This is a genomic window from Algoriphagus halophilus, from assembly GCF_900129785.1.
GTDB lineage: Bacteria > Bacteroidota > Bacteroidia > Cytophagales > Cyclobacteriaceae > Algoriphagus > Algoriphagus halophilus.
On record NZ_FSRC01000002.1, the window covers coordinates 597,872 to 614,612 of the forward strand.

At 40.1% G+C, this 16,741-nt stretch carries 4 protein-coding genes; all 4 read left to right on the forward strand.

Annotation, left to right across the window (positions count from 1 at the left end):
- Nucleotides 1–458: 458 nt before the first annotated feature.
- Complete coding sequence (locus tag BUR11_RS14550; protein WP_074225714.1) at nucleotides 459–6,629, forward strand: S8 family serine peptidase; 6,171 nt, start codon at nucleotides 459–461, stop codon at nucleotides 6,627–6,629.
- A gap of 84 nt (nucleotides 6,630–6,713) precedes the next feature.
- Complete coding sequence (locus BUR11_RS14555; RefSeq protein WP_074225715.1) at nucleotides 6,714–8,849, forward strand: tetratricopeptide repeat-containing sensor histidine kinase; 2,136 nt, start codon at nucleotides 6,714–6,716, stop codon at nucleotides 8,847–8,849.
- A 209-nt stretch (nucleotides 8,850–9,058) separates the two neighbouring features.
- A complete protein-coding gene (locus tag BUR11_RS14560; protein WP_074225716.1) occupies nucleotides 9,059–11,302 on the forward strand; it encodes a carotenoid oxygenase family protein in 2,244 nt (747 codons plus the stop codon).
- An 85-nt stretch (nucleotides 11,303–11,387) separates the two neighbouring features.
- Entirely contained in the window at nucleotides 11,388–16,673 is a 5,286-nt protein-coding gene (locus BUR11_RS14565) for a protein kinase domain-containing protein (protein ID WP_074225717.1), read from the forward strand.
- Nucleotides 16,674–16,741 lie beyond the last annotated feature (68 nt).

Genomic DNA, 16,741 nt, shown 5'->3' on the forward strand with positions numbered 1-16,741 from the left:
TATCATTGCATCAAATTGGGAAAAGCAGTTTATCTCCTGAACTACTCCAAAAGCATATCTGCCTAATTGTAATCTAAACTCATTCCTTCAAAAGTTATTGAAGGAATGAGTCCAAGAATTAAAAAAATCACAAAGTAAGTTTTACTTAGTTGGTTCAAAAAAAATTCAATTTTAATATTGGTATTTTTATATATTTTTCGAAACCAAAATAAATTATTAAAAAAAACCATCTCCAGTCTTTTAAAACTTTTTAGCGCCAAAATCAGGCAATATTTTAAAGATTTATAAATTCCTGATTACTAACTTTTTGAAAGAATTTTTCTTATTTTAGAATATATTTCACAAGATATTAAATGTTTTTCACTCGTAGAAAAATGTTGTTTTTGACACTTTTTACCTGATTTCTGATTTTTCAAAAACACGGTCTACAAAACGTTTTATTCTTTAAACTGAATGTTATGCAGAAATTACTGACGCTCGCAAAGGGGATAGTGATAGTTTTTTTACTTGCATCAAATTTCTCCAATGCCCAATCAGTCAAGTTGGAGCAAGGACAAAATGGTGGAGTCGATAAAGAAGCTACAAGTCCCGTAATTTGGTCAACAGGAAACTCCAACTCCGGAAATAGCCATTTTTTTGAAGGTCAATCCATTCCTTATCGTCTTACCATTTCCAAACTTAAAGCAGGAATCCATACAGTAGAAATTGAATGGGACACCAAAAAGGACGATAAAAATGCCATTGATTATATCACCAATTTCAATAGAATCTGCGAGGAAGTTATCCCTGACACAGGCACTCCCAGTTTGGCTACAATTCCTGCACCAGAAGGAACTCCACAACCTTTAACAAGTTTTAATCAACTTACAGAAGACGAGCGGAAACTCGCCATTTTTGGTGGAACGATTGAAGATGTATCTTACACGATACAGGAGAACAGTTCCTCCACAACAATCACCCGCCTTCGTATTTCTTTTGTTGTAGAGGGAGACAATGGGGCCAATAATACTGCAGTCATTGCCTGGGGAGGCCATATTGCCAAAGCTCAAGATTGGGGAGAGGGTAATTCAGCCGCTAGTATCAACGGATCTCCTTACCATACCAGAGTAGTTTCTCTTGACGACAAATCCGTAGGAAGCCAAAGCAGTTCTGTACAGGCTGCGACAGAAGTTCTTGAATCCGTAACTGAATGCTTGATTGAAGGAGAAACTGAAGTTTGTGAAGGATCTGTAGCTACCTATAATGCCCCCGAAGGAGGTATTTCCTATGTTTGGACAATCAGCGGAGAGGGAGAAATCAGTGCGGGTCAAGGTACTAATAGTATTACAGTCAATTGGGCAGGATCTGGAACAGTTGCCGTTGCAATAGAAAATGAAGGAACTTGCCTGCCCATCCAATGCAGCTTAGATGTTACCTATACGATCCCACCAACCCTCTCTGTATTTGAAGCAGTACTGTGTAGCACTGAAAATGGAGGAAATACTGCCATTGGAAATCTATATGATTTTGTTTCTGTAGATTTTGGAGAGGTAACTTTTGTTCGCAATGGTCAAACAATCGAAACTCCGGAGGAACTTTTAGTCACTGACGGAGATGTCTTCGAAGTTTCTACTGTCGGAAATTGCAGCACTTCAGAATCTTTCACAGTTACAGTCAATGATCGTCAGATTTTTGGAATTTGTTCCCAAGGAAAAGTCTATGAATTGATAGGTTCTGAATTGAGTGCTTTGAATGAAATATTCAATCAAGGGGAAACCGTGGAATCCAATGAAGTATTCTACATCGATGGGGATGAGGTACTCATTGAGGTAGTTTATTTTAAAGATCGATTTGCAGAAGCAAAGGCAATTTTAGAAAACTTAGGCTTTGTAACCCCTACCGAGGAAGAGCTTAAGCAAGATCCCAACTCGTTGATTATTGCTGGATTTTTCCCAATTGCAAACCTGCTGGAATTAAATCAATACTTCGAAATTATAAACCACGTTCGACCTGCATTTCCTCCTGTAGCCAATAAAGGAGCAACCACTACCCAAGGCGATCGGGTCATGCGATCTAATCTGGTACGAGCCGGATATACACATTTTGAAGGAGATCAGCCCATTGATGGTACAGGAATAAAAATAGGGGTGCTTTCGGATAGCTATGCTACACGAACAGATGCAGGAGTAAATACCTTGGAGACCGATATTTCAAACGGTGATTTACCTGAAAGCATCTATTTCTTGAGAGATCTGCCAAGTCGATTTGGAACAGGCACGGATGAAGGTCGTGCCATGATGCAAATCATCCATGACATTGCTCCGGGAGCAGAGTTGGCCTTCCGTACCGGAATAATTACTGCAGGAGATTTTGCCCAAGGAATACGGGACTTAGCAGCCGCTGGAAGTGATGTTCTAGTGGATGACATATCTTATATGACCGAACCTAGTTTTAGAGATGGTAAAGTCGCAAATGCCATCAATGACGTGACTGCTGAAGGAGTATCCTATTTTACCTCTGCTGGTAATTTTGGCATCAAATCCTTTGAATCGACCTTTAACCCAGTAATCGATCCCACTATTCAATTGCCTTTAAATAGCGGTACTTGGGAAGAACAAGGAAGAGTTCATCAGTTTAGTAACGGATCCACCACACAATCCATCAATGTCTTCCCGGCAGAAAATGGGCCTGCTGTTTATATGATTGCATTGCAATGGGAGGACCCGCTTTATTCCGTGGATCAGGTAGGAAGTTTATATGATCTAGACATTTATTTGAAAAACTTTGATGTCCCACTTTTTGGCTTTAATCGGGATAATGCCAATGGAGACCCCTTTGAAATCCTTTCTTTTACCATCACAGAGCCAACAACCATCGAACTCTTGATTGCAAGGGAATGCGAGAGTTGCAACGACCTGGATACAAACACAGGCATTAAATTTAAGTATGTAATATATAGAGGTGAACTGGATCCGAATGATCAAAATGGCATCAATGCATCCACAGTAGTGGGTCATGCCAATTCCGAAGGAGCCATGACGATAGGCGCTGTACTTTACGCCAATACTTCAGTATATGGATTTGACCCAGCATTGGTGCCTAGTGGAACAGAGCCCTTTACAGTAGCCTCTTTCTCCTCCCGAGGAGGAACCACCACCAATGGGGTAGTTCGAGCAAAGCCAGATTTTACAGCTCCCAATGGGGTGAATACCACCGTCAATTTGGGTGCTCCCAATTTAGAGGGTGATGATTTTCCAAATTTCTATGGTACCTCTGCCGCAGCTCCTCATGCAGCTGCTCTTGCTGCCTTGATCAAACAAGCCCGAGTCAAATATTACCCAGAAAGTTCTCCTCCCGACTGGGAAGGCGAAATAGGAACTACCACACCAGGGGACATCCGAAGAGTACTTAAAACAACGGCCCAAGACATGCATGATCCTGGAGAAGACTTCCTTTCCGGAGCGGGAATGGTCCGGGCAGATAAAGCATTATTGACCTTAGCAACTCCTAATCCCAATAATATTGAATTGGTGTATGAGGAGGGAATAAATCCTGGAGAGGTAGAGTTTCAATTGATCATCCAGGGGACCAATATTTACGAAGGTTCGAATGTGTACTTGAGAGAAGAACAATTAAACGCTGTATATGGTGTAGATGAATTTGGAACCGGCTATTTGGAAGTGACAGTACCAACTTTTGAAGGAAATCCAGGCGTAACAGTCGTCAATAATTCCATTTCTGATAGTGAACTAGATGGGGGTACTGCTGGACCTGAATATTTCTTTGATGTGGTTAAAAAAACCATAGCCATCCGGGCAGATGATCTATCCAAAAAATATGCACAGGAAGTTCCTGATTTTACAGCAAGTGTTTATGAAAGAATTGAAAATAATTGGGTATTAAGCGAGCTGAGCTTGGAGGAAGTAGGATTGACTTTGGATCCTGAGAATCCGAATTCTTCTTTACAATTATTGACCTTATCCAGTACCATTACTGGTAATTTGGCCGAAGTAGGAACTTATGTTATAACCGCTTCACATCCTCAAACTACCTATACCTACTCAGATTTCTTCAATTATGTAGGAGTGCTTCAAGAAGATGGCACTTTCTTCTATGACGGAACCAATGATGATTTTGGAAATTATGGTCCTGGAATTATCACCGTGGAAGCCTTACCGATCACTATCAAGCCGAAAGACCTGATCGATCAATTTGCCGTAGAATACGGAGAGTCCATTGGTGATGCATTGGAGTTTGAGGTTTTGATTGCAGATAGCCTCATAGGCCCAGAAAGCAATCCGAAAATCATGGATGTGGCAGGGTTGAAAAACAGCGTGCTTACTCAGTATATGGAGGACTTGGAACTTGCAAAAAGAACAGGAGACAATAGCCTTCCATTGGGAATCTTTAATGGAAGATCCATTATCAACAAAGAAAGCTTTGTTAACAAAAGCTTCATGGTCAGCGGACGAAGCATTATCAATGGAAGAACCATCATCAATGGCAGATCCATCATCAATGGGCGAACCATTATCAATTCTGCATTTGATGTTCCTTCAGACTCCTTCTTAGATTACCTAGAAGATCCTGAAAATCAAGAATTACAAGCCGTCAGCATTAATGGAAGAACGATGATCAATGCTCGGACCATGATTAACGCTCGAAGTATGATCAATGGAAGAACTATCATCAATGGACGGACCATTATCAATGCTAGAAGCATCATTAATGGACGAAGCATTATTAATTCCAGAACAATCATCAATAGTACCGGAGGTGAAGAAGAGGAAACAAACTTCAATAACCTGGTCATTTTTGGAGAAAAAGATCTGGAATTAGCTGAAGAAGGGGAAAATGCAGAAATCGGGAAGTACTATGACTTTGGTGCTGAAACAGGAGAAAATAACGATGATTTCAACTTGGAATTCTTCTCCATCACCATGGTAACTGGCACTGACGTGGGGCCACAAGTAATTATCCCGGGTACTTTTGAATCCAGGAATTATATCTCACACTATCTACCAGCTGATCTTACCATTACTCCTGCCTCCTTACTTGCTGAAACTTCAGCGACACCAGATACCATGATTTATGGAGATTCTATTCCTCCATTAAGTACCTCATTTGAAGGATTTAAAATGAGCACCAGCTTCCTCAATTCTGAAGAAGTGGAAATCACCTTAGAGGAAAATGCCGAATCCGTCGTGGATACAGTAACCTATCAACTGCTGTATCAGGAAATTGCATTCCCACGAGTGGGGGTGATTCCAGTAGGGACATATGAAATAGATCCGGAAATTACCTCTATTGAACCTTCAAATTATATCATTGATCCTATAAATAAAGGAATTCTTTCAGTAGGAAAAGCTACACCTACGGTTATTGTAACCGGTGGTGAATTTGAATATTTAGGAGAACCAATTGAAGCTAGCGCTTACGCATATGGTATTAGAGGAGAGGAAGATTTGCTGGATAAAAAACTTATCTCCATTGAATACGAAGGAGTTGGTCAAACCAGCTACGGGCCTACGACATTTGCTCCTGTATTCCCTGGCACCTATCAGGTAATTGCACAATTCGCAGGGGATGAAAACTACAATCTCGCAAGTTCTGAGTATGCGCCTTTCCTAATAGTAGGATGTGCCAATGAAGCTCCTGAAATTGGAGATTTTGAAACCGCCATGGGAGCTGGAAGCTCCAGTAACCCTGCAATCATTAAAAAACCTGCCAATACCAAAATCGGAGATTTATTGATTGTGGGACTAATGTTCGAAAAAGGAGAAGCCCCTTCAGTAACTCCTGAAGAAGCTGGGTGGGTCTTAATCCAGCGGGTCAATCAGGAAAATCAAGTCGCCATGGTCACCTATTACAAAGTGGTGGAAAACAATAATGAGCCAGAAAATTATGGGTTCCGAATCAATCAAGCGCCAAAATGGACCATGGGAATTACAAGAGTGGAAGGGGCAGATATCCATCATCCAGATGGGCCGATTGTTACCTTCAGTGGAGATTCAGGATCCCAAGGTTCTGTAGGAACTGCACCATCCTTGACCACCACGGATTGTAATACCCTGATTATGCTATTCTACACTAACAAGAAAAATGCTACCTGGATCCCACCTGCAGGTACTATTGAAGTGTATGATGATCCGAATGATCAGCAAGGTCTGACCTCTAATATGATGAGCTATTTTATTCAAAGCGATGCAGGCGAAACAGGAGCCTTAAGTGCTGAGGCGTCTGAAAGTGAGCATTGGGTGGCTCAAGCAATTGCAATCAGACCAATTGTGACAAATTTTGAAAACGCTAGAGTAAAACCAGTAACCGGAGAAACCAATCCTGAAATTTCATTATCTTATAACAGCAAGGAGTTGGATCAAGAGGGAATTTCAAGTGAATTGATTGCTTATCCAAATCCTGTCAATGATCGATTGAACCTAAATCTGAAAGGATTGGTCGATGAAGAGCCAAGTGATTTCTCTTTGGTAATTCTTGATGCCATGGGTAGAATCCGTCAATTGCCAAGAATATGGCACGAAAGCGAAAGTAGACTTGAGTTGGACTTCTCTCAAATGAATGTCGGTTTCTACATTATCAATATCAATACCACAAAAGGGATGAAAACCATTCATATCATCAAAGACCCATAATTAAACATTTCCATTCAACCGAAACATCCACCGACTAAATGAAGGTAACGTAATTCGCAGAAACTAAGGAACCAGGACCATTATATGACTACTTTTAGATATGTGCTCATTCTATTTTTGTTTGCAGCTCTCTATTTACCCAAAAGTTTTGCCCAAACGAATAGGATAGATAGTCTTGTACAGTCCATTGGAGAATTAAATGAAGATAGTACAATGGTCACAGCCTATATAGATATAGGTCGCGAATACTTTGATACTGATCTGAGTATGACTATCCATTACATGGATTCAGCGATTCAATTAGGCGAAAAAGTCGATTACAAAAAAGGATTAGCCGATGCCTACAATCTAAAAGGAAGAGCTTATGCCCAGCTGGGAAATTTTCAGGAAGCTATCCTGACTTTTCAGGAAGCTTTAAAGTTCTACCAGGAAATTGGTGACCAAACAGGGGAGGCCAATATTTTGAGTAACCAGGGTTCCATTTACTTTAGGCTTGGAAACAGTACCAGAGCGCTGGAATTACATTTTCAGTCCCTTAATATATCCGAACAATTAGATAATAAGCTTCGAATTGGAACCTCTCTAAATAATATTGGGACTGTTTACAGTAAAAACAATTCGACCATCCAGGAAGCCCTAACCTATTTTAAAAGGTCGCTACAGGTATTCGAAGAAATTAATCTAGAGTCGGGAATGGCCATAGCTGCCATGAATATAGGGGAAGTCTATTTTTTAGATTCCAATTATGATTCTGCAACCTTCTACCACCAAAAGGCTCTAAAATTATGTGATGGAACGATTGATGCCACTTTCCCCCTCACCCAACTCGGAGAGATTAGTTCTCAATTGGGAAATTTTCAGGATGCTTATGGATACCACCAAAGAGCAATGGACATTTCAGAAAAGTTGGATGCCAAGTTCGAATTGACACAAAGTCTAATAGGACTGGCCAAAACCCAGATTAAGCAGCAAGATTATAGTGGAGCTATTTCCAGTTTTGAGCGGGCTAAAACCTTGGGGATAGAAATTGATGCCAAAAATGAATTGGTGGACATCTATGAAAATCTCGCAAACACAGAAGCACAGATTGGAAACTATAAGGCTGCATATGAAAATGAAATCAATGCCAAATCTGTCAAAGAAGAAATAGCAAAATCAAGTACCGAAAAAAAAATACAACAACTCCAATTTGAATTTGAGCTGGACAAAAAAGAGGCTGAAATCGAACTCCTTCAAAAGGATACAGAGCTAAAAAACGCAGAAGTATTAAACCAAAGAGTGATCATTTTTGCTTCTTTGGGAGGCTTGGCAATGTTTGTCATTATCAGCATTTCTCTATTCCGAAATAATCTGAGTAAGCAAAAAGCCAACCGCCTGTTGCAAATCCAAAAAGAAGAAATCCGCATCCAAAGAGAAAATGTAGTCTCGGCTTATGATAAATTGAAATCGACCCAGGCCCAACTGATCCAATCAGAGAAAATGGCTTCTTTGGGAGAACTAACCGCCGGGATAGCACATGAGATCCAGAATCCTCTCAATTTTGTAAACAATTTCTCAGAGGTTAGTGAAGAAATGGTGGATGAAATGAAGGAAGAACTGGATAAAGGTGATTATAAAGAAGCAAAATCCATCGGAGAAGAAATCAAACAAAATCTATCCAGGATCAGATTGCATGGAAAGCGTGCGGACTCCATTGTCAAAGGGATGTTGGAACACAGTAGATCCAATGCTAGAGAAAAAGTACCTACCGATTTGAATTTACTGGCCAATGAATTTTTACGACTTTCTTATCATGGTATTAGAGCCAAGGACAAGGCTTTTAATGCAGACTTTGAACTGGAATTAGATGAGGAACTCCCCAAAGTGATCGTGGTACCCCAAGATATTGGACGGGTCATTCTCAACATGGTAAATAATGCCTTCTACACGGTCAACGAAAAATCAAAAACCGGAATTCCTGATTACCACCCTATGGTTCGTGTGAAAACCAAAAAAACTAATAACGGCATAGAGCTGTGCATTCAGGATAATGGCAGTGGTATACCAGAGTCTATCAAGGACAAAGTATTCCAACCATTTTTTACCACCAAACCAACAGGTTCTGGAACAGGTCTTGGCTTGAGTTTAAGCTATGACATTATTAAAGCCCATAATGGGGAGCTAAAGGTAGAAAGTAAAGAAGGGGAAGGCACTGAATTTACCATCTTCCTACCCACTTGATTTTTGGAGAAATGATCAGAGGTACCATGATTAATCATAGGCCATCAAATTTGCAAAAAACATTTATGTCCATGTGATATACCTATTAACCGCGTTGAAACAATTGTTTAATTATGAGACATTGTTTTACTAATGGCTGTTTAAATGAGTGTTACAATAAGAAAAGTTTTATTTATCTTGATAAACACCAACGTTTTTCATCTATAATTATGTTTCAACTTAATAATCTCCAAAAAGGTAGGGCTGAATTAAACCCACCGATTAGACCTTTGATTTCTTCAACTAGAGATCCCTTGGATTTGGAGTTGAAAGTAGTGTATGGTGAAATTCCGGATGATATCACAGGCCATGTTTTTATCAACTCATCTAGTGGCTCAGTAAACTCCCCTTATCCTTATCCCAAAACATTTCCAGATGGAAGTAAAAATCCAGAATATGGATCTCCGATTCTACTAGGTGGGGGATTTGTAATGAGATATGATTTTGATCAAGAGGGAAAGGTTTCTCTTAAAGCTAGATTGTTAAAATCCCCAGCCTATTACGCAGATGAAGCATTAAAGCACGGAAGTCATCCCCAATACCCAAAATGGGAACAAGGATTTAGTGCTTTCAAAAACCTGGGGATTACCAGAATGTCATTTTGGTTAGGGTGCTGTGACTTGCTATCTACAGCCATCACTCCTATCCGTTATGGGAATGATCAATTTGATCGATTGGTCGCTACTACCGACGTGGGAAGGCCTTTTGAATTTGATCCCAAGACCTTAGAACTTAAAACTGCAATTGGCTACTTAAAGGAATATGCCAACGGGGTTCCGGGCATTGTACCTTGGCCATTTCCGGTACTACAAACTACAGCTCACCCAGCCTTTGACCCTGTTACCAAAGAACTCTTTTCGGTCAACTATACAAAATCTACCAAACTTCAACTCCAAGAATCTAATCTATGGCCCTCCCTGCATAGACACCACCATTCGATCGAGAAGGACCTGGAGGGTAAAGTTAAAGCTTGGAGTTCCATCGAGGATAAGACAGAAGCCCGCGAAAAACTGAATGAGTATTTTGGGAATGTTCATAAAAAATTCCCCTCCCATGAAAGTAAATCCAAGAGGTTTTTCAGAAAATTAAAACACTCCATTTCAAAATTCTTTGGGAAAGTCATGAAATTCTTTGGAATACCATCCAATGAGTTTGCAGTGAAAGACGAGGTTTATGTGCATGTGTTTGATGGATCCAAAGATTTGAAGACCTGGAGATTAGTCGATGAACAAGGAAATGACCTGCAAATCACGCAATGCTGTCATCAAACTACTGTTTCCGAGGATTACTTTGTCTTTATTGACGCTGCTTTCAAAATTTCTATGGATTTGATGTTCAACAATCCATTTCCTCACAATGATGAAATTGACAACTTCATTCGTAAGCATACAACCCTCCCTCAGGAACCGTACACCTATGTCTACATTGTAGCAAGAAAGGATTTAAAAGGGGGCTCGAAAACTGTGGTTGCCAAGAAAATAAAACTGGAACCTGAGTTTATCCACTGCTACCTAAATTATAAAAACCCCGACGGCAAGCTTACGCTATATGGAGCCAGCAACAGTGCCGCCTGTCTGGCAGAATGGGTAAGGCCTTTCGATAAACTGGTAAACGGATCCGATATAGAAAAAGACACGGCAGGAATCATCTCCGCGGGTGTCATGGATATTGGTAGAATAAGCAAGTACGAATTGGATGGAGAACAAGGAAGCCTGATTTCAGAACAAATTCTGGATGCTGTAGGAAAACTGGATCAACCTGAAGACTTGGGAGCTCATACTTGGGGAGTTGGAATCTATACCTTCCGAGACATCATTTCCGGAAGTATCCCAAGCAATGAAATTACAGATATCTATTTCCAATGCTATGGATTGGAACCACGAAGATTGACGGAATTCATTTATGAACTTTATAAGGATTATCCCAATAGGAAGGTGCCTGCTCCAGAGGTGAAAAAACTTTCTGAGGAAGGCATTCCTCATCAGTTAGTACGACTCAATGCCCAAACCTTTGAACTTGAGGATTACTTTCAATTCCCCAAAGGCTATGAAATCAGGTCTTTGCAGTTTACACATAGAAAAACTATCAAAAACCCGAGACCTGGAATTGATGGGTACATCACTGTACTGATGATTAATGAAGATGAAGTAAATGGCGTGAAAAATTTCTTTAGAGAGGTCTGGATATTTGATGCCGCCAATTTGAAAGATGGGCCCAAAACCGTTTTGTCTCACCAAGACTTGAATTTTGCGTTTACCCTACATTCGGTATGGACACCTTCCTTGGAAACCAATCCGGAAGATCCCTATCTAGTTCCTGTGAAAGAAGATTATCAATACATGATTGATAAAATCTGGCTGGACAAACACAAGATCCAGGAATTCTTCGACAAGGAGATTTTCCCACACTTTTGAAGGAATCCTTGATTCCATCAAAATTTTAGATTAATTGCAGCATACAACCCACTACAAGTCAACTACTTGTATCGTTTTTGAGTAAATGAACATAGGAGAATATTTATTAAAGAATAAACTGTACGAAGACTCCGAAACTTCTGTATATGAAGCGGTACATCATCAAACCGGGGTCAAAGTAATTATAAAGGTTCATTCGGATGACTTTCCATCTCCTCAGAAAATTGAACGGATCAAAAATGAGTTCAAGCTAGGAGAAGGAATTACCGGGGAAGGCCTAGCGCATTACTTAGAGCTAGTTAGAATTGGTAATGGATTTGCGATCATCCAGGAGTATTTTGATGGAAAATCTCTGGATAATTTTGTCAAAAACAACCAGCACCTTTCCATCGGTAATTTTTTGAAAGTAGCTCCTAAAATAGTTCATGCACTCGGCGAGATGCACCGTCAGAAAATTGTTCACCGCGATATCAGTACCGATAATATCTTAGTGTCCAAAGACTTTAGTGCCATTCGCTTAATCGATTTTGGGGTTTCGGCTACTTTCCTTGAAATCAGCAATGAAAGAATAGGAGGAGGAAAAATCCATTACCTCTCACCAGAACAAACAGGAAGGATCAATCGATTAACAGATTATAGAACAGATTTCTATTCTATTGGGGTTTTGTTCTATAGAATTCTTACGGGAGTTTTCCCTTTTGACAGTGAGGATTCATTTCAGATCATTCACCAACACATAGCCTCACCCCCTCCTCCACTAAAAGATTACTTGCAATCGATCCCTTCGGTTTTGGAAAAGATTATTTTCAAATTGCTATCCAAATCTGCTGACGATCGATACCAATCGGCTGAGGGGTTGGAGAGGGATCTCATCATCTGTGCAGATTATTTTGAGGAGCTTGGAGAAATTCCTGATTTCGAGCTCGCGAAACATGACTTCTCTTCCATATTCAGACTGCCTAGGCAGCTGTTTGGTAGAGATAAGGAATTAAAAGAGCTGAATTCCCATTGGAAGAAATGCCTGGATAAAAAGAAAACCCAATTTCTTCTGGTCAAAGGGGCTCCAGGAATTGGAAAGTCCGCATTCATACAGGAATTAAAAAGGCCCGTTTTAGAACAGAATGGATTTTTCCTCCAAGGTAAATACGAGTTGCTTAATCAACCAATCCCATACAGTGGATTAATTCAGGCTTTTGAAAGTCTTCTCACTCAATTACTCACGGAACACAAAACTTCTCTGACCTTTTGGAAAGATCAATTGACCAATGCCCTTGGTCAAAATGGAAAACTTTTAACAGAAGTATTTCCTACGCTGGAGAAAATCATAGGAGTTCAGGATGCCTTAGAATCCTTATCCCCACTGGAATCCCAAAATAGATTTGAATATGTATTTGAGGAATTTATCAAAGTCTTCACAGCACAACCCTATCCTATTGCCCTCTTCTTAGACGATTTACAATGGATGGATTTAGCAAGTATAAATTTACTTGCCCAGCTATTGAAAAATAATCAAAATCAAACCTTCTTAATCGTTGGGGCTTATCGGGACAATGAAGTGGATGAAACTCATCCCTTAAGTCGGATGCTTTCGGATGTTTCCAAACTTGGGGTGGAATTCAATCAAATAGAATTGGATCTGCTCCCAGTCATTGAAATCACTCATATTTTAAGTTATTGTTTGATGCGGGATAGCTCAGAGGTAGCCGATGTCTCTCATCAGATTCACCAAAAAACAAGTGGAAACCCATTTTATGTCCACCGTTTCATCACCAGCCTTTACGACAAAGGGCTTATCTATCCGGATACACAACAAGGACTTTGGAAATGGAATAAAGAAGGAATTGCCATTGAAAGCGCCACAGAAAATGTAGTGGATTTCTTGATGAAGCAAATGGAAAGCCTGCCTGCCGAAGTACGAATCTATTTAGGAACCGGTGCTGCTATAGGAAATCGCTTTTCGAGTTCAGAAATGGCAAGTTTATTTGGTGTAAGCGAAACCCAGTTCATAGAAAATTTAGCTCCAGCGGTTAATGATTCCTTCCTTCTTTTTGATGGTTCCTATTATTTCTTTGTTCATGATAGAATTCAACAGGCTTCCTACCTCTACCTAAAGGACAAAAAGAAAGTCCATTTGGAGATAGGCGAATTCTATGAATTGAATCTGGACCGAACAAAAGAGGATTGGGCCTTTTTGATCACCAATCAATTGAACCGGGCAAAATCCTTAATTAAGGATCCTAAAAAGCAGATCAAACTTGCCCAATACAACTACGAGGCAGGTATCAAGGCCAAAGATGCGGTGGCCTTTGATGAATCATTGAATTTGTTAAACCAAGCGGCGAGTCTTCTGGAGGATAAAGATCCTTGGGTAACAGAATACGATTTGAAATGGAAAATTCTTTCCGCACAAATCGAGGTAGAGTTTATCGCAGGAGAACAATCCAAGGCATTTAATTTAGCCGAAGAGGCAATTAAATACGGTAAAACCAACTTAGAGAAAGCCTTGATTTATAATCAGCTGATTATTTTCTCTACTATGAAAATCCAATTTCAAGAAGCCTTGGATTATGGAGCAAAAGGATTGGAATTGATTGGATTAACTATTCCAGAGGAGCAATCTATAGAAGCAGCGGTTGGTCAGGGATTTGGAACCATCATGGGTTTAATGGCAAACAAGAAGCCGATTGATCTCCTTTCGAATAGAACCTTGTCGGATTCGGAAATACCCAATATCCAACTCAAACTTCTGGTCAATATGCTTTCTCCAGCTTTCTTGAGCGGACAAAGCAATTTATGGTCTTACTTAGTGTTAACTAGTACGGCTATTTCTATTGATCATGGCAATAATGCAGAAAGTTGTACTGCCTATAGTTCATATGGAATTTTATGTGGTTTAGCTTTTAGCGATTTCCAACAAGGATACGATTATGGAGACCTTTCCTATCAGCTCACCAAAAAACTTAACAGCCTTCGCCAAAGGAGTAACACCTGCTTTGTCTTAGGGGCCTTCTTGAATATCTATGCCAGACCTGCAAAGGATAGTTTAACTTACATGGATGAAGGATTGATATCTGGACTTCAATCGGGTGAACTGCAATTTGCAGGTTATAATATTTCCGGTATGGGTCAGACCATCACTACTGCTGGAAATTCACTAGCCCAACTAGATCAAAAGCTCTATCAAGGTTTGCAAATCGTAGAAAAGACCAAAAACCAATTTGTGAAGAGTACCATTCTGGCTTTTTACCAAATGATCAAAGATTTAGGAGGGCCTTCTTCACTTGAAACGATCGATTCGGAAAGTGTGATTTATTCACATCTAGAGAAAGAGCAAAACTATTTTGGGCGTTTCTATTTCTTCCTTTACAAGGGCTTCTCTTCCTATTTATTAGGAGATATTCCTTTTGCATACGAACAAGTATCTATTGCCAAAAACTACCTTTCTGCCCTCCCCGGCTCCACGGTTTTAGCAGACTACTATACCTATCTTCCCTTGATTGCCCTAGAGTTAGTTTCTGGAAAAACACCTTCTGAAGAAATAACGGCTGAGATAGATGAGTCCTTGGCGATCCTTGAAAAGTGGAATGCTTCTATTTCAGAAAATTTTCAATTTCGAATTGATTTAATCCAGGCTACTCAGTTGGAGCAAAAAGGACATCTTTTGGAAGCCTTGGACCTTTATGATTCGGTAATTAGCCTCGCATCAAAGCAGGAAATGTTGCCATTGAAGGCCATCGCATTTGAAAAGGCTGGAAAAATGATGCTGGGTAATCAAAAAATCCGAATTGGAGAAATTTACCTCAAAGATGCATATCTGGCCTATTTGGAATATGGAGCCAGCAAAAAACTGGATCAGCTTCAACAAGACTTCCCTACCCTTTTCCAAAGTGGGAAGACAGAAAAAACCTTAACGCTCAGCGAAACTACACGGACCATCCAGTCTCTGGAAATGTTCGATTCACATACCCTAATCAAAGCCTCCTCCGCCATCTCCCAACAAGTAACCCTCAAAGGGGTGCTTGGAAAAATGATGGAAGTGGTTCTGGAAAATGCAGGTGCAGAAAAAGGGTATTTTCTGATGCTTACCGAAGGTGTGTGGAAAATAGAAGCAGAAGGAACCATCAACCCTCCTTTTTATACCCTGCTACAAGGAATTCCTTATCCTTCGGATACGGTTCAATTACCTGTGGAGATCATCAATTATGTGCAAAACAGTCAAAAATCACTCTTGCTGGAGGATGCACAAAATCATCCGGAATTTGGACTCATCCCTTATTTAAAGGCCAAGGAAGTCAAGTCCATGCTTTGTCTTCCGGTCATTCACCAGGGTAAATTATCCGCCATTCTTTTATTGGAAAACTCCCTTTCGGTAGGAGCTTTTACCAGCTCACATGAAGAATTACTTCAGACGCTTTCTACTCAAATCGCGATTTCCATTTCCAATGCCCAACTGTACGAAAACCTGGAGAGAAAAGTACTGCTTAGAACAAAAGAACTCCAGCTTCAAAAAGAAGATTTGGAACAAACCTTAAACGACCTCAAAAAAGCACAGCGTCAGTTGGTAAACTCTGAAAAAATGGCCTCCATGGGAGAATTGGCTTCGGGAATAGCACATGAAATTCAAAACCCATTGAATTTTGTGAACAACTTCACCGAAGTAAGTGATGAGATGATTGATGAGCTATTGGAGGAATACCGAAAGTCAGTAGATTCCAGAGATGAATCTCTGTTTCAAGAATTGCTTTCGCATGTGAAATCCAATCTGCAAAAGATCAGAAAGCATGGTTTACAAGCAGATGCCATCGTCAAAAATATGCTTGAACATAGCAAGCAAGGTCAAGGAAGACATGAACTGACTGACCTCAATGCTATGGCCAATGGATTCCTCCGAATCTCCTACCACAGTTTTCTGGCAAAATATAAAAACATCATTTCCAAGGATATAGAAATTGAAATGGACATATCCACCGATGAAAAGATCCCAAAAGTCAATGTGATTCCTCAGGAAATAGGGAAAGCCTTACTAAACCTATTAAACAATGGATTTTATGCAGTTCTCGACCGGAAATTAAAGGATGAGGAAATGAAGGTGGACTACCAACCCCTTGTGAAGGTGAGTACGGAACTGGAAAGTCATGGAAATGGCGGTAAAAAAATCCTGATCAAGGTGAAAGACAATGGCATGGGAATCCCTGATTCCATCAAGGACAAAATTTTCCAACCTTTTTTCACCACTAAACCCACAGGATCGGGAACAGGCTTGGGATTGTCTTTGGCTTATGAAATCATCATTTCCCATGGTGGGGAATTAACTGTTCAAAGTAAAGAAGGAGAAGGAGCTGAATTCATCGTTTCATTGCCCCTGAAATAAATCACTCCGCTGTATCCTTTCCTTTTCATACTACAAATCTTGATTTCCCTACCTTATCAATTTCGCCT